This window comes from Sulfurimonas sp. hsl 1-7 (genome assembly GCF_030577135.1).
Lineage (GTDB): Bacteria > Campylobacterota > Campylobacteria > Campylobacterales > Sulfurimonadaceae > Sulfurimonas > Sulfurimonas microaerophilus.
Map to the genome: position 1 here is coordinate 90,896 of NZ_JAUIRR010000001.1, position 19,130 is coordinate 110,025.

Genomic DNA, 19,130 nt, shown 5'->3' on the forward strand with positions numbered 1-19,130 from the left:
GACTTAGCCTTTAAAAAAAGTCTCCGGCTTTTCCCAGAGCATTATGTGATTTTGACACTCTTGTGTTAAAAACAATTTTCCCTCATCAGGGGGAAATCTAAAAGAATAAGATTCCCCATTTAAAACAAACTTCAATGCATATGCATGAAGATACCCACGATCCAGTTGCTTTGCATCTTCAACAGCTGCATATCTTTCATCCCCCGCTATAGGAGAACCGATAGACTTTAAAGCTACCCTTATTTGATGTGTTTTACCCGTGTATGGTTTTACTAAAAAAAGTTTTTCACCTGTAGTTAAAGATGTCGAGATAAAGCGAGTTATTGCAGGATTGTTTTTAGTATGTAACAGTTTCCAACTTCCTCGTCTTGACTTTTGCATATCACCTACAATTTTTCCCATCTTTTTCTTCGGTTTTCTCAGACTGATTGCCAGATAGTATTTTTCAATTTTGCGTGATTCAAATAGCTGCAAAAATGCATTTGCAATTTCACTGCTTTTAGCAAGGATCACAAGTCCCGATGTCATTTTGTCCAAACGATGAACAGGAAAAAGTTTAGATCCCGTCATTTCAGATGCAAGGACAACAAATCCTGCTTCATCTTCTGAGTGAAAATTCATTCCTGCAGGCTTTGAGACAATTGCAAAATCGTTGTTTTCATAAAGAAGTTTCATCGCAGGGTACTCTACCTTAGTATGTAATTATTTTGACATTATAGATAGTTTCTCCTTGTAAACTGCAAATAAGGCTGAACCAAACTCTAAAGTGTTATAATTTCATAAAATTTATGACGATGAGAATGATTATGGAATTATGTGTAGCATTAGACCTTCCTTCTAAAGAAGAGAACCTTGCGTTAGTTGAAAAAATCAAAAATTACAATGTTTGGCTCAAAGTGGGTCTTCGAACTTATATTCGTGACGGTGAAGAGTTTTTAAAAGCACTCAAAGATATCAATCCAAATTTTAAAATCTTTTTGGATTTAAAGCTATACGATATCCCAAATACTATGGCAGATGCTGCTGAGTCGATCATGGGGCTTGGTGTTGATATGTTTAACGTTCATGCAAGTGCAGGGCGTCGTGCGATGAAAGAGGTTATGGATAGACTCTCAAGCTATGAACAACGTCCGATCGTGCTAGCGGTAACTGCTCTAACTTCATTTGCAGAAGATGAGTTCACGGCTGTATATGAGCAGTCTATCGCTGCAAAGGCTGACCAGTTTGCAAAAGATGCATATGATTGTGGACTTGACGGTGTTGTATGTTCTGCGTTTGAGAGTGCATCGATCAAAAATATTACTTCAAACGAGTTTATGACATTAACGCCTGGAATCCGTCCATTTGGTGAAGATGCAGGTGACCAAAAACGTGTTGCAGATGTAGCTTACGCACAAGGTGCCGGAGTTGATTTCATAGTAGTCGGACGTCCTATATATAAAGCTGAAAACCCTGCTGAAGTAGTTGAAAAAATCTTAGAACAGATATAATGCTTAAAACTTTCGAGTTTTAAGCAAAATATTATATAAACATTATTATAATGTCGACCTCCAAAGGACAGATGGGTGAGCTGGCTGAAACCACATCCCTGCTAAGGATGCGTATGGGTAACTGTACCGAGGGTTCGAATCCCTCTCTGTCCACCACTTGATTGAAAATCCCCCTAAAATAAGCAATTTCAGAGTTCTTAAAACTAAGTGTGCAGTTTTTGTGCAGTAATGTGCAATTATCTATCTAAAAAACTAGCCCTTTTTACATTCTTTTGTGGAATATATCTAGCATATTTTTCTAGTGTCATAGTACTGTCTTTATGACCCAACATTTGAGAAGTCCAAAGTATATCTTCACCATTCATAAGCATTTGACTAGCAAACGTATGTCTCATTTGATAGAGATTTCTATATGGAATGTTATGTTCCTTTAAAATCGCTTTCCAATAGTGAGAACTAATCTTGTCACTTCTTGCATAAGGTTTTCCGACATAAGTTTCAAACAAAAAGACACTTTCATCACTTGCTTGTTCTCTATGTGCTATGAGATAAGGTTTGAGTGCATCAATAATTTCAATGTCTCTAATACTTGCTTTTGTTTTTGGAGCAGTAAATAGACCAGCTCTGATACTGTGACGAACATATATCATCCAGTTCTCAAAATCTATATCTTGCCATCGCAAAGCTATTATTTCACCAGTACGTAAACCTGCAAAGAAACCTATCGCAAAATAAGCTCTGATATGTTCAGGTGCATTATCTAGTATTGTGTACATCTCTTCAACTGTAAAAGGCTTTTTTTCTCTAGTTTCAACTACCTTTGGTGGGTCAACAAGTTTAAGATAGTTCTTCTCAATTATCTCCTCTTTATAGGCATCTTCAAAGATACTCATAAGAACTGTTCTAATTGATACTACCGTTTTACCTGTTCGAGTATCTAAAAGTTTGTTTTGCCAAAGAAAAAGTTCAGCACGTTTGATTTTATCAATCTGTTTATGACCAAATGTTGGTTGTATATGAAGTCTATAAATATCTTCATACTTTTTTTGAGTTAATTCTCTTCTATGATGCTTGTGCAGAGAAAAGCTTAATTTTACAAACTCATCAACAGTTGGTTTTTCTTCTTTTTCTTCAAAGAACTCACCTAGCACTAATTGTTTTTGGATTTCAGGAATAATTTGTTTTTTTACTAAAGTCCTATTTTTAAAAGTATCTTCTAGTTTTAAAGACTTTCGTACAAATTTTCCGTCATGTGCAAAGTGTAAATATAGTTTATTGTTTCTTGATTTTATTTTCATTTTTAAAATTCCTAAAAATTTAAAAACCAAATAATACGGACTCAAGAAAGTCGTATTATAGGCTATTATTTTTTAAAGGTTTATTTTTTGATTGAGGCAACCACATCATCAATAATTTGAATAGTACTTTGAAAGTCAAGTTTTTCGGGAGTATTTAATACCCAATCATCAATTTTCTCTTTGTCAAATAAGAGTCTGTTCTCTTTACGATAATAGTGTTCTCCCTCTATGAAAATAACATCAACCATTTTATAGATTTTATCTTTTCCAAATGTGAGATATTCGCTTAACTCTTTTACACTTAACCATCTTTTATCAGAGTTGGTACTTGTATTTTTTAGCTCTTCTATTAAGTCAAATAGTTGAGGAATTAGTTCTAAATTATTAAATGCTTCATAATTCATATTCCACCACCTAAAAAGGAAATTCCTGTTGAAGATGTTTGCCTCTTGACTCTAACTCTATACAAGCTAATTGATGCTTTTTAATAAGAACATGTAAATCTAAATCAGGCTCATTCATAGACACTTCAATCATTTTTATATACTTCTCTAGTTCTAAGTCTGTAAGTTCCGTAATATTGATTTCACTAGCTACTGTTTCATAAACAATTTCTAGTTCTTGAGATTGCGTTTGAGATATTTTTATATCTTCATATTTAGGCTTTAAAGTTCTCTCAAATGCTTGAAGTACTTCTTCATAAAACTGTTCATCTACAACTCCACCATGTATATAGTGTTTACGAGCTAAAGATATATGCTCTTTGATAGCATCTTCAATTGTATATGTATAACTCTTTCTCTTGATACGTTCCAGTGGTGTATCAACTGCTAAGAAGTCTTTGAGTTTGTAAGACTCTTTAAGATGCTGCCAAAGTGGATGCATCTCTGCTTTGTATCTGTTGGAACTCTTTATTGAATTGTTTGAGATAGTTGATAAATCAACTAGTCGTATATTTTCCATACACTCACTAAAGAGCTGTTCTGCTTTTCCTAAGAGTTCATCTACTGTTGTGATGTTGTAAGTCTTTAAATACTTCCTATGTAGTTCAAATTCAACATTGAATATAGCTTCATTCTCAATAAAGTCATGGTTAGCAAAGTACTCATACATCAACTCTTTTTTCTTGGAGCTTTTAAGTTCTTCTCTTTTGTCATAAATACGAAGTAAGAAAGGCTCTTTGCCTATGTAGAGAGTTTGAAGTTTATACTTTGAAGCTACTTCTTTGGAGTGAGTTGTATATCTTCTTTTTCTGCTTACAAACATATCTTTAGTAAGCCAAGATAAATCACTTTGAACAAAGATATTTAAATCAACCCTTGTTATTGGTCTATATCCGCTTGAAACCTCTTTAAAGAGTTCATCTATATAGCTTAGAATTGATTTTAATCCTAATGTATAAATACCTATACCTAAGAGCTGTATTTGAATATCATTTAAAGCTCTGTTTGTCATATAGTCTTTAAAGCCTACTTTGAAATAATCATCTATATGTGTGAACCAGTAGAACCCTTGAGCTTTACCGTTGTATTCAAACACTTGATTGTTTATTGATACTTTTAAATCTCTGTATTCATAAGAGATTTCTCTTTTATCGAATCTGCTCTTTGCATCTTCGAGTTGGTCTAATATATCTAGGAACATATTGTCGTAGTTGTCATTAGATTCATAGAAGTAGTAAAGAGTATCTATTCCACAAATTACACGAGGTAAAAGTGTGGATATATTGTTATTGTTTTCCATCATTTTTCCTTGTAAATATGTTAAGAACCGAGTATTACCAAGAATACTCGGTAAACTTAACCGCTGTTCGATACGCTTTCTCTCTCTTGTCGTAATGCCGACAAGCCGAGCCGAACGCTTCTCTCACTGCGAATTTGTTAATCTAGATTCCGTAGAAACTACACTTGCCTATGATTCCAACTTCAACCTCTACTGTTGAACCTACTTTGTCCTTATAGAGATTGTATTTATCTTTTGGGATAGAGATATCTATCAACTCATTTTTAATTTCACCATTACGAAGAGTAATTGTTTCTAAGAGCTGGAGCTTTACTTTGCCCGCAACTGTAGAACCGTCTTCTTTTGTAAAATCTGCACTTGTAAATATATGCAGAAGTTTTGCTTTTTTATAAGTTGCCATTTTTGAATCCTTTTGGCATGAAATGAAAACTTATACGCGTAAAGAAACACCGAGATGTTTTTTGAATATCAATTGACAAGTAGTATTGTTTCACATGTAGGATGTTTTATGAAAGAGTTATTCTTCAGGTTAAAAAAGAATTTTATATTTTTTTCTGAACTAATCCGAAAAGTTTTATACGCACCATTTTTTGGTAGTATGAGAGGGGTGTATCTAAAAATTTATTGAGAAAATATTTTCTCATAAATTTAGGAATATATTTTGGAACTAAACTATTTTTTCCTAAAAAGTAGAACTTAAACCTATGTATTTGTTTATTAGTGAGTTTTGAATCGCATTCAAAGAGAGGAAAATTATAAATAATGTTTTTTACATAGGCTTCTTGTACTATACCAGTAAAGTTTTGATAGGGTTTTTCAGTGTTAAAAGTATAATCAATTAACTTTCCAATTTCTTCTTTGAGTTTTGTATCTGTTGTTTTTGTGGATAAGTCAGCTTTAGAGATATTATGTTTATACAAACTATATATTTGAATAGCTACACTTTTATAAATTTGATTAGATGTTGCATGACCTATACGAAAAAATTCAAATAAATCTTGAAAGAGTTTTAAATCTTCTTTATCTTTTTTCTTTTTCTTAGGAAAATAATCTTCCATTGGAAGTAAGGCATACAGCATAAGATAAAAGTTTATAAACAATGTATCATGTTTTTTTAATTTAACAATGAATTTACGAAGACGAACTTCATTTCTTGCTATTTTTGTTAGAAGTTTATCTTCATTTTTAGATTCTAGTTTTTTAATATAGTGGTCTATCAAGCTATCTAATGAAGCATTTTTATTGGATTCATAGTAAGAAATTTTTTTGTCTTGAGCTGTTACTTGCTCTAAATGTTGGAGAGCTTCGTGAGCTAGAGATAATATATGAAAAATATATTTAATTCCTACAAATTGAGGGTTTTGTTTTTCAGAGTCAAAAATAACAATTTTATCAAAACTACTAAAGTATTCTAATGTTTTGATACATTCCTCTTGATAATCTTCTTGGACAGTATATTTTTGAAGAAAGTTTTGCCATTCTTCACGAATACTTTCTCCATCTTCTGATGTTAGGTCTTCTTTTAACTTATAGTGTTTGTTTTGAAATAAAAGTTCAAATAACTTTGATGAAAAAATAAATACGAGCATTATAATTGGAAACCAAATTATAAATTTAATTATAATATTAATGTATTTCATAATTATCCAAAATTTTAATTCCTTTATATAGGTAGCTTTATTTTTATTTATTGAACTTTGAGAAAATCTTCTATAATGTCAATAATATATTGAAAGTTTTCAAACTCTTCTTGTTGAGCGTTTTCACAAATCCATTCACAGATTTCTACTTTTTTCCCATTAACTATTTTTAAATTTTTTTCTTCACCACCAATTACTTGGTATTGAAAACAATCTTTTTTAGCTTCTTTTAATTGGTCTATAAAAGTTTTATGAAATAAGTTTTCAATACCATGTTGTAATGGATTTTCATCATATTGCTTCATCTTTCTTACATAAAGAAGGTTGTTAATAGTTTCATCTGCTACATTCTCTTCTGGATCATTAAGTAATAACACCTTTTGTTTTACAAAACCTATATTTGATTTAATAAAGTTTTTTGCATTCTTTAAAGCAAAATTATTTGAGTTTTTTGTACCTGTTCCTGTATCTTCTCCAATTATATCAATATCAAAATTCTGTAAGTCTTTTTCTTTAGCAAATAGTTGATAAGCTTTTTGAATATATTTTACATCTGTTGGACCTTCAACAAACACTATAGGCTTATTGAGTTCTTGTATTTTAATATTCATATCGGCTTCATACTTTTGAGTATCTTTCAATACTTTATAAGCATTTTCAAATTCAGAAAATCTTTCTGCTGTTATAACTTCTCCATTTGGCATGTTCCTTATTTCAAAGTTGTTTTCTCCCAAAACATTTTTCATACCTAGTATAAATAATGGGGAGTGTGTAGTAATAATAAATTGTACTTTTGGAAAGAGCCGTATAAGTTCAGGTAAAACAGCATTTTGTAAATCAGTATGTAAATGAACATCTATTTCATCAATTGCAACTATTCCTCGTATATCTGTTGTTAATTTTGGAGGTTTGTCACCATGACGAATTATATTAATAAATAGGTTAAGTAAAATTGATTCACCCAATGAAAGGTTATCAATACTTGGTAAGACAGTCTTTACTGGTTCTAAACTCTCTCCAACTTCTACTATACTCACTCTATAACCACCTCTAGGACCTATTCCAAAACGTATATTGTCTTTTTTCTTAATCTTCCTTAATATACTATTGATATTATTCCAAGTAACTTGGTCGATTGTATTTGCTCTATTATTTGTAAAATCAAGGACCAAATCCATTAAGTAAGCTTTATTTTCTTTTGTCGAAGAAATAATTTCTATTTCTTTACCAAGTACTCCTGTATAGTTCACTTTATCTTCAAATCTCTGCTTATCTTTAAAGATTTCATTTTTCCAAAAAGGTTCTTCGTATCTATATGCTGGTTGAAATATATGAACCTCCTGAATCCATTCTTTTTCTAGATTTTCCTTTTTTATAGTATCATGAATCACTATTTCATGCTTTTGGTTGCCATTTTGACCATTAGGAGATAGAGAATAGTCAGCTATAGCACTTGTAAAATCCTGTTTTGTTACATTACCTATTTTGTCAAAATATTCTATTTTCTGATTTTCAGAATCAACAAAACTAAGTAGTGAAAAACCTTTATCTTTTCCTATCTGTAAGTTAATTGCTCCAGAAACTTTATAATAATTTCTTCCTTCTGCTCCTTTGATACCGACATCATGAAATAAGTTACTCCCAATTTCATAAAGACTATCTATTATTTGTGATTGAAACATGGTTTTTCCTGCGCCATTTTCACCAACTAATAGTAGAGGTTTTGGATTTCCATTTTCATTGAATGGTAGTTGTATTGACAGTTCATCAATTGGGCCAATATTTTTAATAGCTATATTTTTGAGGTACAAGGTTGCTCCAATCATTTAAAATTAAATTTAGTTGTTTTTAGTTTGCTATTATATCAAAGTTGTATATAGCATTTATGTATATTTTGAAAATTAAAAGATTAAAAGGTGCCATCAAAGGGAAAAAAAGAACTTTCATCATCTTTGTATTCTTTAAAGTTTTTTTTAATTTGGCATCAAGAAAGCGGATTATTTTAATGTATAATTAATAATTATACATTTATTATAAGATTTTACAAATTTATAAAAGTAGGAGTAAGAAATGTTAGGAATTACCTTGATGTATGTAGTTGTTAAGTTGAATTTTTATGCTTTTAAATATCATAATATAGATTTAAATAAAGAGGATAGAGCATATAGAAGAAGAAATATGTTGGTAACTTTTGGTTCAATAGCCGGAATTCTTACATCATATGGATTTACTGAGGGTATTGTTAACTATTTATATAATGAAGTTAATCCTGTATTTTCTCCTTTTTTTATGTTATTCCATTTTTTAGTGGGTGCAGGAGTTGCTATTGAAGCAATGGGTACCTTCTTATTATTTTCTTGGATTTTTGAACGATTTTCTTGTAGTCTTCCAAACGTTTTAGTAGTTTGGCTTGTGTATTTAAATTTTGTATTTAAAAAAGCATATAAGGTAATTAGAAAATATTATCTAATTATATTCAATTAATTCAAGTTCATAAAAAGTGTGCGGTTACTTATGAATCACAAAGTATAATGAGATTATTTTATATATGGGATTTAACTGGGTGCGATGATGATGACTGATGAAGGATTTGAACCTTCTTCTCACCCTTGTCAAAATAGTACAAATACCACTTTACCAAAGACGGGTGCACATTGAAACCGCAATGCTAATCAGTCAAATTTTATTCTATGAATAATATCATCTACTTCATTTTTTGTCAAGAGATATTCTTGTTGTAGTGATTGCCTAATCCCATTTAGACGACGTTTTTGAGGGACATGACTATATCGTTTTTGTAAATTAGGTATTATAGAATGATGTATATCAATACACGATTTACAAATACTAGATATTGCATTTTGCCAAGCTAATGATAATATATAGATGTCGTTTTCATTCAATGTTTTATTATTATTTGGTCGATAGCCAAATTTGTTTTCAATTGATGTTAATAATGTTTCATTAAAGTAGTCATCTCTTAGAAAAATACTACGGTTACTATTGTGAAAACTACTGTTACGAATTTTACGGTAATAGTCTATTACATGAAACTCTTCTTTACCTAAAAACTCCTCAAGTTTATTCCCCAGTTTTTCATCAAAATCAAATTTTTCTTTAGACTTTAGTTCCTCAAGGTTATATTTACTTCTATGAACTACAAAAATAGTTTTTCTAAGATAATCACCAACATTTACATTTTTATGGTTTTTATTCATTTCTTTTAAATTCATAATAGAATTACATGCAGTTTCTGCTTTACTATTAATATATGCAATATGGGACATATTAACTAATTCTTGTAACTTATTTAATTCTAAATGTTCTAAATATATATTTGGGTGTCCAGAATTTTTGTTAAGAGAGTTTATTTCAGATAAAGGTTTATTTTTAAACTCTTTTACTGCGGAGTCAATAAGACACATATAAGGATTAATTGCCCCTAATTCTTTTCTAAAAAAACGTTCTATTTCTCCTGGTGTTTTTAAATTCACTAATGAACTCCTGATTATGATAGTAAAGTTTATTATAACAATGTACGTATTCTAATATACAAAAATTAAATTATGAAAAGTATTTTAGTAAAATATCTTATTTTGTTACATAATACAAAGAAAAATTTGACAATTTGTAAGATTTTCTGGCTTTACACATAGTGTATATTATAATAATTTAATATCAAACTGCAAGGCACTTAAAATGAGTATAGAAGTATTAGATGTTTTTGGAGAAATAGAAGACTTTCTTCCAAAAATGATGTGTAAAGGAATGATAAATATGTTATTTAAAGCAGTTTTTTATATACTGGTCATATTACTAACACTTTATCATATTAAGAAATCTAAAGATTTTTTTTTGTCTTTTGAAACATTAATGCATAGTCCTGGATTGTATCTATTTGAGACATATTTTATTAGTATGACTGTTTTTCTTTTTTATACTATGATTATGTTTATAATTGCTGGATTACTTACTCAACCAGTGTTTCAAAATATGCATTGTGCAAAAGAAGTAATAGTAAAAACTGCTTTTTTTTATAAGAAAAAAGTCATAAAGTATAAAACTTATGTGGCCCTAGTCCTTTCCTTGTTATTATATTTTGAACAATCAAATTACTATGTTATATTATTATTAAGTTTATAAGAAAATATAATCTTTTTTTCTAGAAAGTGTGCAGTTTTTGTGTAGAATTATACTAAATTATATACTGTGTTTTTAGATACTTTTATTTTTTTAAGTCCGTATTATCAGGATAAAAGTGGTATTGAATGGATGCAAAAATCGTGCCTATATTCCCTCTCTATTCATAATTTATTACTAAGTAAAAAGCTTGAGTAGTGATATAAAATTGTGTTCATGCAAGCATATTATTTAAATAATATATTATATGTAAAAGTTTTTATCTCATTCAAGTTTTTTATATCACTTTCTAGATCTGTAGTTACAGCCAAATAAGCATTATATGTTTTTTCTTTGTGAATTTCTATATATCTACTGTATTCATATATACTATTTGGATTATCCGGTTTATATGTACTAAGTAATGTATTAATATCATTGATTATTAAATTAACATTATTTATATTTTTTTGAAAATAACTTGTAAGTTGATTATATTTTTTTTCGAAGGCTATTCTGTCATCTTTATTCGAAATATAAGGTAGTAAGTTATACTTATATTTATGTAACATTTCTGATGTTTTTGTCAAAGTTAAATTTGCTTCTTCTAAATTAAATGAATATTGTGTAGAAATTTTTTGTATTTCATAAAAAATATTATTAGCTTCTTCATATTTTTTTTCCAATAAGAGTTGAAAAAACTTTGTCATCAATTCTCCATATACCTTGTCAGGTGTATTTTCATTAAATACTTTAAATGAATTATCAATAGCGTATGAGAATTCTGTAAAAACGTCTATTTTTTTTTGATGGTTAATTTCGTATATTAATTTTTCTTTTTCTGCAATAATTTTTTTATTTTCCAACTCATAAGTAGTATTCATTGCAATATAATTACTTACAAAGACTATTGCTCCACCAGTAATAGTTGCAATAATCTGATATAAAGCTGAATTAGATTTTTTGTTATCTTGAATATGTACTATAATTTCCTCTTTTTGTTTTTTAAGCATAAAACTCCTTTGCAATACAAAATTTATTTTTTTGACAACATTGTCTTTTACTTTTTAGTTCTTTATATATTTCTTTAAACTCTTATGTGTTAATTCATTACTATAATTTACTAGAAGTTCATATTCTTCATCTGATAAGGAAAAAAAGTTTGTTTTTATTTTTCCAATTGCTTTTGAGTCATATATTTCATTTAACTCTTTTTGGTACTGGCCAATTCTAACAAAAATTCCATCTTTAGGATGTTTATTTAAAAAACTATGTATAGCTCTTGTTCTTAGAGCTTTTATTTGGTCCATGGCTATGTCAATTAATCGTAAAGTTCTTGCTAAAATTCGAAATGAAGCCTTACTTTTTTCATTTAAAAGAGGTTTTGATGCATCACTGATGACAAAAAAATCAATGTTCTTATCTAAACTTTTCCCTAACTCATCAATTAATGGTTCTTCTCCTAAATTGTTATATAGTCCTCCATCTGACAAGTGTAATTTACTAAACTCCAAAGGTGTTTTTTTCTCTTTATAAGACTTGTCTTTCCAATCAAAAACTTCCCATCCTGTAAATTTATTTGTTTTTAATGTGAACCGTCCAATTATTCCTGGATAAGCGGCAGATGCAGCTACAGCATCAGACAAAAAGTACGTTGGATCCTTTATAACTCCAAATTTATAATCTCCCATTTTTTCTTGAGAAAAACGCCAATTCTTTCCAGTTTCATTCGTAGTGGCATTAATTTCCCAAATAGGTTTTTTTTCTAAATTATTCAGTGAAGCATTTATTTGCCAATAATTTTTTAATGAATCAGCTACTATATTAGCTCTACTGAAAATATTTATCCAGTTCTTAGGATAAAAAAGTCTTTGAATAATATTGGCACCTAAATTCAATTCTACAAAGTATTTTTGAAGACTAGGTAATATTGAAGTTAAATATTCATGACTAGTTGGCCATTTATTATTATTTAGTTTATATATGAGTGCTACTGTCAGAGAACCACCTGATACTGTAGAAATTATCTCAACATTCTCTAATTGATTATTTTCAGCTAAAGCTTTTAATACACCTATATGAAATACAGAAGCCCTGAAACCACCTCCAGATAATGCAATTCCAATTCTTTTTTTTTCCATCAAATTTAATGCCTTTTATACAGTAAATATAAAAATATATTTTTATCAAAGAATTATACTAAAAAAAATATTATAAATTTAAAATTGTTCTTTTTGTTATGAAAAAATTCTAGTTACATAATGTGTCAAAATTGTGCAGTTTTTGTGCAGTTTTATACTAAAAAATGCTATTTTTTTGAATAAATTGATTTTCTATAAGTCCGTATTATTGGGATGGAGTGGTATAGAATGGATGCAAAACCGTGCTCCCTCTCTGTCCACCACCACTACTTAAAATCCATAAAATAAATATTTTTTCAACATAAAAAATTCAGATGTGTCATATTTGTGCCAAAATGTGCAATTAGCTACCTAATAAATTAGCTCTTTTTACGGCATTATAAAAAGCAATAGAAAAGTAAAGTATCAAGGGATAGAAGTTTTTCGAGGGAATAAGGAAGATACTACTTATGGCAGTATCCCCCATGAAATTTTAAAAAGACGCTAGGTCTATAACTTAGAACTCCATCAATAAATGCGGTGACCACTCTGGAATATAGATTCCAGCATCATCATACTCCGCCATATGGTGAGCGAATGCGCTAGAAGCCATAGCTCCAAGAATCATTAGTGTCATTAAAACTTTTTTCATAATTTTCTCCTTTGTTTGGTGGAGAAAGTATAGGATATTTACGTTAGCAGAGTGTTAGCAGTCAAGGTGCAGAGATGTTTTGTAATAATTAAGTAATGAATATCTTTTAAAATGATGATGTCATAAAATAAAAAGGACATAACAATGAAAAAAGCAAAACTCAGTACATTAGATAGATTAAAGTTACAAAAACTAAAAAAGAATAAGTCTGTTAGTTGGATGGTTAAATAAAAGGGTTAAAGTTTCAAAAAAAAGCTACTCTTTTATATCGATCTGAATAAAAGAGCACTATATGTTTTTGTTTAATCCCATATAATTTCCTCTATAAAATCAGTATTAGATTCTATACAATCAAACTCAAAGTTATATTCTAAAGTATCAAGATCGCATTCGTCAAAATGATGTAGAAAATGATTTACTCTTTCATCTTCAAACTCAACCATATTATATTCATCTGAACAATTACTATACATTTTTCGCTCCTTGTAGTAATAATTATCTTTATACAGATTCCGTTCCTTTGAAAAATTGAGTTTAAGATCATGACAAGGGCAGAAAATTTTAAGTTCAATACTACTATAATCAATCATCGAAGTAGTATAGATAAAATTTAGGTTAGTAGTAATGCGCATTTTCTTTTTGCTTTTTTTTATGATTGTAAGTATCTATGCACAAGATATAAGTATTACTGCAAATGGGCAAAAGATTAGTAATTTCCCATTGGAAATTTATGAAGATAAAACAAAAAATCTTACATTAAATGAAGTTCAGAGTTTAACAAGTTTCAAACCCTATAAAAGCAATATTAGCAAGGGGTATAGCGACTCTGCTTTCTGGATCCGTTTCAAGGTAAAAAATGATTCAGTAGAAAAACTAAAATATTTTATTTTTTTTACAGAGACATATTTAGATCAAGTAAACAGTTACATTATCAATAATGACAACAGTTTTAGTGAGGTGCATTATGGAGTATGGTATTTAACTCAAAGTAAGCAAAAAGAGGTAGTAAAACCGACGATAAAGATAGAGCTAAACCCGTATGAGCAGAAAACTGTCTACATACGAATGTTTTCAAAATACCCTATGTTTACCGCTATACACCTTTTTGATGAAGAGGGTGTAAAAGAGTTTTCTTATTTAGTACGATTATTTCATATCTTTTTTCTAGGTGCAGTTCTTGCTTTAGTATTGTACAACTTGGGGATTTTTCTTTTTATTCGAGATATCTCTTATCTCTATTACATCTTTTTTGTAAGTGGCTTTGCTGTTTGGCAGATGATCTCTATAGGAATCTTTCCATTTGATAGTTTCCGTTCAACATTTAGTTTTTATGCTTTTTCGATGGCAATACCGCTTTTTCAAGCTTTTTTAATGCTTTTTGCCCGTTCTCTTTTAGACCTGAAACATCAGTTGCCTCAGTATGCAAAAATGCTAAAAGTAGTTGCCTATCTATATATAGTTTTTTCAATTGGTATGTTGTTTGACCCTGCTCGTAGCTTGTTTTTTATGAACACTTTCTCAACTTTTATTTTGCCTCTTTTACTTTTTATAGGGTACCAAAGTTATAAAGCCGGAAATAAAATTGCTATATATTTTTTAATAGCACAATTTTGTTTTTTATCTATGGGGACACTTTTTGCTCTTGCTGCTTATGGGATTTTAGAGTTTAATATTTTTACCCGTTACGGCATTATTGTAGGGTCATTTGGTGAGATGATCTTTTTTGCTTTAGCGTTGGCATATCGTATTAAGGTATTGGAAACAGAAAAGCTGGAAATTATTGAGCAGACAAATAAAGAGTTAGATAATAAAGTTCAGAGCCGAACGCAGGAATTGGAAATAGCCAAAAATAAACTTGAAAAACTTGCAAATAAAGATGCATTGACAGGTTTATACAATAGAAGGGCACTTTTTAATGAGAGTAGCAAGTTTATAAAACTAGCTAAAAGAGATTCTCAACCGTTGAGTCTGATTATGTTTGATCTTGATTATTTCAAAAATATTAATGATACATACGGGCATGCAGCCGGAGATGATGTACTTAAAGCTTTTGCAGAACAACTTCAACATGTTAGAGAATCAGATATAGTCGCAAGAATCGGAGGGGAAGAGTTTATCTTATTCTGTCCAAATACGGACTTGGAATCAGCAACTATATTAGCACAGCAGATTAGATCAAGAACTGAAGAACTATCCGTAATAACAGAGCGTGGAGATGTTTTATTTACAGTAAGTGCGGGTGTGACTACACTTGATTCTATGAACGATAATAAAATAGATGATTTAATACTGCGTGCAGACAAAGCATTGTATGAGGCTAAGAATAAAGGGCGTAACAGCGTAGTCCAGTTTAAATAGTTAACGCTGAGAACTGTGTAAAACTTTTTTATGATAAAAGTCCAATACTGATAGTTTTACCATATCGTTAAATACAAACCATACCATTGCATATGCCCACATACCTAAAGCCCACTCCCATCCTATAGGTTCCATGAGTCCAAAACCGTATACAGCTATGATAGTACCTACAATTCTACTTAAAAATGTTGCACCGAAGAGTGTTAACGAAGGATAAGGTTTTTTGAAAAACCATGTATCTGTACGGGTATTGTAGATAGTTCCGTGACCGGCAACAACAAGCTTAGCAAAAAAGATACTCTGCACCAGTTCTAACGGCAGTTTTAAAATAGTTACCGTATACCAAAAGAGTAAAAATGAAGAGAGTACACCAGCGATCCCCAGCCAAGAAGATAGTACCAGTAACTCTTTCATATCCCAACGTATAGGTTTGTTCTGAATCTTGGTATTGTCGTAGGCTATTGCCAATATAGGGATGTCGTTAAGAAGTGCAAGAACTATGATCATCAAAGCGGTAACGGGATAAAATTGAAAAACAACTATGGCCAAGGTCATAAAGAGTATAATGCGTATAGTCTCGGCTATTCTAAAAATTGTATAGCTTTTCATCCTTTCAAAGGTGATTCTCGCTTGTTTTATTGCATCTACAATGACACTAAGGCCTGGTAGGGTAAGTACAATGTCTGCGGCTGCTCTTGCGGCATCTGTTGCGTTACTGACGGCAATTCCACAGTCCGCTTTTTTAAGTGCGGGCGCATCATTGACACCATCTCCTGTCATCCCTACTATATGGTTGGCTTTTTGAAGCTCTTCAACTATAAAGTATTTGTCTTCAGGGAAAACTTCAGCAAAACCGTTTGCATTTTCGATGAGTGATATGATCTCAGATTCATGCTTTTGTACTGTTCCCGAAGGGAGACGATGATGGAGTTGATCTTTTACATCATTGACAACAGTTTGTACTAAATGTTCTAGCTTTACATTAGATATTTTCGGTTCAAGAACTTTTATGAATGATCGAGACAAAAGCTCAGAGAGATAGATGTACTCTTTTGTACTCTCGCCTTTTAGATCGCGGATATTCTCTATATCTTCACCAATTTGCAATATTGAAGATATATATTGTGCTACAGCGATATTATCCCCTGTAACGATTTTAACTGTAACACCTTGATTAAGTGCTTGAGCTATGGCATCTAGTGAATCATCCCTTGGCGGATCGTAAAGTGGAATCATCCCAACAAAGGTATATTTGTCATCTTCATTGTTTTTAAATGCGACACCTAGTGTTCTAAAACCTTTTAAAGCATACTGGTGTATCTGCTCCTCTACAGTTTCTCTTGCATGGCCTGAGATATCACTTAAAGACAAGATAACTTGCGGTGCGCCTTTTATAACGTTTATAGTGTTATTGTCAATTTTATAGACAGCTTCTATACGTTTTCTGATTGGATCAAAAGGTATATGTTTTATAAACTCGGCATTACTTAGTTTATCGTTTAGTTTATGCTCATCTACATATGTAAAGATAGGTTTTTCTATTGGATCTTCATTCTCTTTAATACTTGCTAATGCAGCATAATAGTAGAGTTCATTTGCAGTAAAACCATGGAGGGTAAACGGATCAGAGAGACTCATCTCATTTTTAGTGAGTGTTCCTGTTTTATCTGAGCACAGGATGTCCATTCCTGCTAACTCTTCAATAGCCGAGAGTCTGCTGACAATTGCTTTCTTTTTTGCCAAAACCCTGGCTCCGACCGCCATAGTGACTGTTAAAACGGCAGGCATTGCAACAGGAATTGCCGAAATGGTAAGTACAAGTGAAAAGATAAGCAGTTCACTCATACTCTCATCTCTGTAATACCCGACACCTAAGATAATCAAGATCATAACTATAGTTACGGCAATTAAAAAGTTCCCTACATTTAAAACCATTTTTTGAAAATGGCTTTTTTGTTGATGTTGTGCTTTAGCTACCAAACCAACTGTTTTACCAAAGTAGGTATTTGCTCCGGTATTGGTTACTTTAGCTAACATCTCTCCCTGTTTTATGATCGCATTTGCATAGACCTCTTCATCCCCTTTTTTTGTTACTGGTAAAGATTCTCCTGTTAAGGCTGATTGGTCAACGAGTAAAAACTCTTCACTTGGAAGTAGTTTAAGATCAGCCGGGGCTATATCGCCGATTTTTAGTTTTATGAGATCATCTGGAACCAACTCTTTAGCTTCTACGGTTTGCCAATGATTGTCACGAAATACAAGAGCATGATGTTGTAGTTTTTGTTTTAATACGGAGATAGCACTTAATGCTTTAGACTCTTGGAAAAAGTCTACAAAAGCGTTGACAAACAATAGAACCATAATAATGATAAAATCTTCGTATTTGTGTGCAAAGTAGGAGAGTAGGGCAGCTATCTCGATCATCCAGGGGATAGGTCCCCAAAATCTTTTAAAAAGTCTTTTATACCAGCTATCCTCTTTTTCGTCTAACTGGTTATAACCATATTGTTCAAGTTTTTCTTGAACCTCTTGTGATGTTAAACCTTGCGGGATTTCAGTCTCTTTGCTCATGATGATACTTTTTGAGGTAATCTTTTAGAATTTGTCCGTGATCGAAGACAAGTTGATCGAGTTGTAGTTGATCTAGTCTATAAACATACGCTTCTTTTGCATCGTCTGCACCTTTAGGCGTGCCGTAAGCTTTGCATACAAAAACAACAGATACTGTATGAAATCTTTTATCTCTTGCAGGATCGGAGTAGACGTTTAAGAGTTCTTTGATCTCTACATCTAAAGAGATCTCCTCTTTCATTTCACGAATTACGGCATCTTCTATTTTTTCACCGATATCGACAAATCCACCGGGGATTGCTAAACCGATCGGCTCATATTTACGCTGTATCAGAATTATCCCTTGAAACTCCGAAGCATCGTTATAGATCTCAACGATACCGTCAACTGTAAGATATGGAGTTTTTGGGGTAAATGCCATGGAAAATCCTTAAAGGTTTATTTTGGCAGGGTGAACTTTTGTGTTATTAATTCACCTTCATCATTAAAGTAAAGATAGTATAGCATATCTTTTTTGACTGAAAGTCCCGCTAAAAAGCGTAATGCCAAGTTCGCCTGTAGAGAAGCTATATGCATCACAATTGGAGCTGCAATCCCTGCAGGTGTTTTTTGGATAATTTTAAATGCATCGGAAAAAGAGGACTCATCTATAAAACAAACTTGTCCGTGGAATGCTTCAACACTTCCGTAGACCCATGGAAGGTTTTTTTCTTTTGCATACTCGTTGATCTCACCGCGAGTAGGTAGATTGTCTGTCGCATCTATGATGAGGTCCACTTCTATATTTTTCGCTGCCCAGCCGGCAAAGTCACAATCGTGTGCAATAGCTTTCGTAAAAGGGCATCTTTGCTCAATAAGCTGTGCATTTATTTGGGCTTTGTTTTTCCCTTCATCACCCGTTTTAAAAGCTATTTGTCTATGGATATTATGTAAACTTACTTCATCAAAATCAACCATGTGGATTTCTCCGATACCGCTAGCACCAAGTGCAAATGCTAAAGAGGAACCAAGTCCTCCAGAACCGATAATAGCGATCTTTTTTGATTGTAGATTTTGTTGTGTTTCTTCGCCCCATAGTTGTACTTGGCGATGGAAGTATTTCATCATAATTCAGCCTTTGTCATAAAAAAGTGATTATA

General features: G+C 31.3%; 18 protein-coding genes and 1 tRNA gene. 5 read left to right on the forward strand and 14 right to left on the reverse strand.

The window, feature by feature from the left end:
• Window positions 1-3: 3 nt before the first annotated feature.
• Window positions 4-675, reverse strand: a complete 672-nt coding sequence (locus QWY88_RS00395) for a TIGR01621 family pseudouridine synthase (RefSeq protein ID WP_304542886.1) — start codon at window positions 673-675, stop codon at window positions 4-6.
• A 131-nt stretch (window positions 676-806) separates the two neighbouring features.
• Between QWY88_RS00395 and pyrF the strand changes: the two genes are divergently transcribed.
• Both pyrF and QWY88_RS00405 read left to right on the forward strand, forming a co-directional pair.
• On the forward strand, window positions 807-1,490 hold the full coding sequence (gene pyrF / locus QWY88_RS00400) for an orotidine-5'-phosphate decarboxylase (RefSeq protein WP_304542888.1): 684 nt from the start codon (window positions 807-809) through the stop codon (window positions 1,488-1,490).
• 65 nt (window positions 1,491-1,555) lie between these two features.
• A tRNA-Ser gene (locus QWY88_RS00405) sits at window positions 1,556-1,646 on the forward strand.
• Window positions 1,647-1,726: 80 nt separating this feature from the next.
• Here the strand turns inward: QWY88_RS00405 and QWY88_RS00410 are convergent.
• The 6 genes from QWY88_RS00410 to QWY88_RS00435 all read right to left on the reverse strand — a co-directional run bounded on the left by QWY88_RS00410 (window position 1,727) and on the right by QWY88_RS00435 (window position 7,997).
• Entirely contained in the window at window positions 1,727-2,788 is a 1,062-nt protein-coding gene (locus tag QWY88_RS00410) for a tyrosine-type recombinase/integrase (RefSeq protein ID WP_304542890.1), read from the reverse strand.
• Between the two features lie 80 nt (window positions 2,789-2,868).
• Window positions 2,869-3,192, reverse strand: a complete 324-nt coding sequence (locus tag QWY88_RS00415; RefSeq protein ID WP_304542892.1) for a MerR family transcriptional regulator — start codon at window positions 3,190-3,192, stop codon at window positions 2,869-2,871.
• A 10-nt stretch (window positions 3,193-3,202) separates the two neighbouring features.
• Window positions 3,203-4,531 (reverse strand): hypothetical protein, encoded by a 1,329-nt coding sequence (locus QWY88_RS00420; RefSeq protein WP_304542894.1) that lies wholly within the window; start codon window positions 4,529-4,531, stop codon window positions 3,203-3,205.
• A 142-nt stretch (window positions 4,532-4,673) separates the two neighbouring features.
• Entirely contained in the window at window positions 4,674-4,931 is a 258-nt protein-coding gene (locus QWY88_RS00425; protein ID WP_304542896.1) for a hypothetical protein, read from the reverse strand.
• Between the two features lie 142 nt (window positions 4,932-5,073).
• Window positions 5,074-6,171, reverse strand: coding sequence for a hypothetical protein (locus QWY88_RS00430; protein ID WP_304542898.1), 1,098 nt, complete (start codon window positions 6,169-6,171; stop codon window positions 5,074-5,076).
• A gap of 47 nt (window positions 6,172-6,218) precedes the next feature.
• Window positions 6,219-7,997: an AAA family ATPase gene (locus tag QWY88_RS00435; RefSeq protein ID WP_304542900.1), complete on the reverse strand. Its 1,779-nt coding sequence runs from the start codon at window positions 7,995-7,997 to the stop codon at window positions 6,219-6,221.
• A gap of 244 nt (window positions 7,998-8,241) precedes the next feature.
• Between QWY88_RS00435 and QWY88_RS00440 the strand changes: the two genes are divergently transcribed.
• Entirely contained in the window at window positions 8,242-8,655 is a 414-nt protein-coding gene (locus QWY88_RS00440) for a hypothetical protein (RefSeq protein WP_304542902.1), read from the forward strand.
• Between the two features lie 188 nt (window positions 8,656-8,843).
• On the opposite strand, the gene QWY88_RS00445 is transcribed toward QWY88_RS00440, so the two are convergent.
• Entirely contained in the window at window positions 8,844-9,665 is an 822-nt protein-coding gene (locus QWY88_RS00445) for a hypothetical protein (protein WP_304542904.1), read from the reverse strand.
• A gap of 205 nt (window positions 9,666-9,870) precedes the next feature.
• Between QWY88_RS00445 and QWY88_RS00450 the strand changes: the two genes are divergently transcribed.
• Window positions 9,871-10,314 (forward strand): hypothetical protein, encoded by a 444-nt coding sequence (locus tag QWY88_RS00450; protein ID WP_304542906.1) that lies wholly within the window; start codon window positions 9,871-9,873, stop codon window positions 10,312-10,314.
• Window positions 10,315-10,538: 224 nt separating this feature from the next.
• On the opposite strand, the gene QWY88_RS00455 is transcribed toward QWY88_RS00450, so the two are convergent.
• From QWY88_RS00455 to QWY88_RS00465, 3 genes are all read right to left on the reverse strand, one after another.
• Window positions 10,539-11,303, reverse strand: coding sequence for a hypothetical protein (locus QWY88_RS00455; RefSeq protein WP_304542908.1), 765 nt, complete (start codon window positions 11,301-11,303; stop codon window positions 10,539-10,541).
• Window positions 11,304-11,357: 54 nt separating this feature from the next.
• Window positions 11,358-12,431 carry a patatin-like phospholipase family protein gene (locus tag QWY88_RS00460; protein ID WP_304542909.1) on the reverse strand — a complete coding sequence of 358 codons (1,074 nt, stop codon included), beginning with the start codon at window positions 12,429-12,431 and terminating at the stop codon, window positions 11,358-11,360.
• A 933-nt stretch (window positions 12,432-13,364) separates the two neighbouring features.
• Window positions 13,365-13,652, reverse strand: coding sequence for a hypothetical protein (locus QWY88_RS00465; RefSeq protein WP_304542911.1), 288 nt, complete (start codon window positions 13,650-13,652; stop codon window positions 13,365-13,367).
• A gap of 34 nt (window positions 13,653-13,686) precedes the next feature.
• Here QWY88_RS00465 and QWY88_RS00470 point away from each other — a divergent pair, with 34 nt between their 5' ends.
• On the forward strand, window positions 13,687-15,420 hold the full coding sequence (locus QWY88_RS00470) for a sensor domain-containing diguanylate cyclase (RefSeq protein WP_304542913.1): 1,734 nt from the start codon (window positions 13,687-13,689) through the stop codon (window positions 15,418-15,420).
• On the opposite strand, the gene QWY88_RS00475 is transcribed toward QWY88_RS00470, so the two are convergent.
• The 3 genes from QWY88_RS00475 to QWY88_RS00485 are packed head-to-tail and all read right to left on the reverse strand — an operon-like array spanning window position 15,421 to window position 19,098.
• Window positions 15,421-17,991 (reverse strand): plasma-membrane proton-efflux P-type ATPase, encoded by a 2,571-nt coding sequence (locus tag QWY88_RS00475; protein ID WP_304542916.1) that lies wholly within the window; start codon window positions 17,989-17,991, stop codon window positions 15,421-15,423.
• Window positions 17,975-18,412 carry an NUDIX domain-containing protein gene (locus tag QWY88_RS00480; protein WP_304542918.1) on the reverse strand — a complete coding sequence of 146 codons (438 nt, stop codon included), beginning with the start codon at window positions 18,410-18,412 and terminating at the stop codon, window positions 17,975-17,977. The genes QWY88_RS00475 and QWY88_RS00480 overlap by 17 nt, the downstream gene beginning before the upstream one ends.
• A gap of 17 nt (window positions 18,413-18,429) precedes the next feature.
• The gene (locus QWY88_RS00485) at window positions 18,430-19,098 is read right to left on the reverse strand and encodes a HesA/MoeB/ThiF family protein (protein ID WP_304542920.1); all 669 of its coding nucleotides are present in this window, start codon (window positions 19,096-19,098) and stop codon (window positions 18,430-18,432) included.
• Window positions 19,099-19,130: the final 32 nt, after the last annotated feature.

What these genes read in the sequence shown, in the direction of transcription:
- QWY88_RS00395 (WP_304542886.1), bottom strand. Translation starts at nt 675, where the DNA reads ATGAAACTTCTTTATGAAAACAACGATTTTGCAATTGTCTCAAAGCCT.
- pyrF (WP_304542888.1), top strand. Translation starts at nt 807, where the DNA reads ATGGAATTATGTGTAGCATTAGACCTTCCTTCTAAAGAAGAGAACCTT.
- QWY88_RS00410 (WP_304542890.1), bottom strand. Translation starts at nt 2,788, where the DNA reads ATGAAAATAAAATCAAGAAACAATAAACTATATTTACACTTTGCACAT.
- QWY88_RS00415 (WP_304542892.1), bottom strand. Translation starts at nt 3,192, where the DNA reads ATGAATTATGAAGCATTTAATAATTTAGAACTAATTCCTCAACTATTT.
- QWY88_RS00420 (WP_304542894.1), bottom strand. Translation starts at nt 4,531, where the DNA reads ATGGAAAACAATAACAATATATCCACACTTTTACCTCGTGTAATTTGT.
- QWY88_RS00425 (WP_304542896.1), bottom strand. Translation starts at nt 4,931, where the DNA reads ATGGCAACTTATAAAAAAGCAAAACTTCTGCATATATTTACAAGTGCA.
- QWY88_RS00430 (WP_304542898.1), bottom strand. Translation starts at nt 6,171, where the DNA reads ATGAAATACATTAATATTATAATTAAATTTATAATTTGGTTTCCAATT.
- QWY88_RS00435 (WP_304542900.1), bottom strand. Translation starts at nt 7,997, where the DNA reads ATGATTGGAGCAACCTTGTACCTCAAAAATATAGCTATTAAAAATATT.
- QWY88_RS00440 (WP_304542902.1), top strand. Translation starts at nt 8,242, where the DNA reads ATGTTAGGAATTACCTTGATGTATGTAGTTGTTAAGTTGAATTTTTAT.
- QWY88_RS00450 (WP_304542906.1), top strand. Translation starts at nt 9,871, where the DNA reads ATGAGTATAGAAGTATTAGATGTTTTTGGAGAAATAGAAGACTTTCTT.
- QWY88_RS00455 (WP_304542908.1), bottom strand. Translation starts at nt 11,303, where the DNA reads ATGCTTAAAAAACAAAAAGAGGAAATTATAGTACATATTCAAGATAAC.
- QWY88_RS00460 (WP_304542909.1), bottom strand. Translation starts at nt 12,431, where the DNA reads ATGGAAAAAAAAAGAATTGGAATTGCATTATCTGGAGGTGGTTTCAGG.
- QWY88_RS00465 (WP_304542911.1), bottom strand. Translation starts at nt 13,652, where the DNA reads ATGATTGATTATAGTAGTATTGAACTTAAAATTTTCTGCCCTTGTCAT.
- QWY88_RS00470 (WP_304542913.1), top strand. Translation starts at nt 13,687, where the DNA reads ATGCGCATTTTCTTTTTGCTTTTTTTTATGATTGTAAGTATCTATGCA.
- QWY88_RS00475 (WP_304542916.1), bottom strand. Translation starts at nt 17,991, where the DNA reads ATGAGCAAAGAGACTGAAATCCCGCAAGGTTTAACATCACAAGAGGTT.
- QWY88_RS00480 (WP_304542918.1), bottom strand. Translation starts at nt 18,412, where the DNA reads ATGGCATTTACCCCAAAAACTCCATATCTTACAGTTGACGGTATCGTT.
- QWY88_RS00485 (WP_304542920.1), bottom strand. Translation starts at nt 19,098, where the DNA reads ATGATGAAATACTTCCATCGCCAAGTACAACTATGGGGCGAAGAAACA.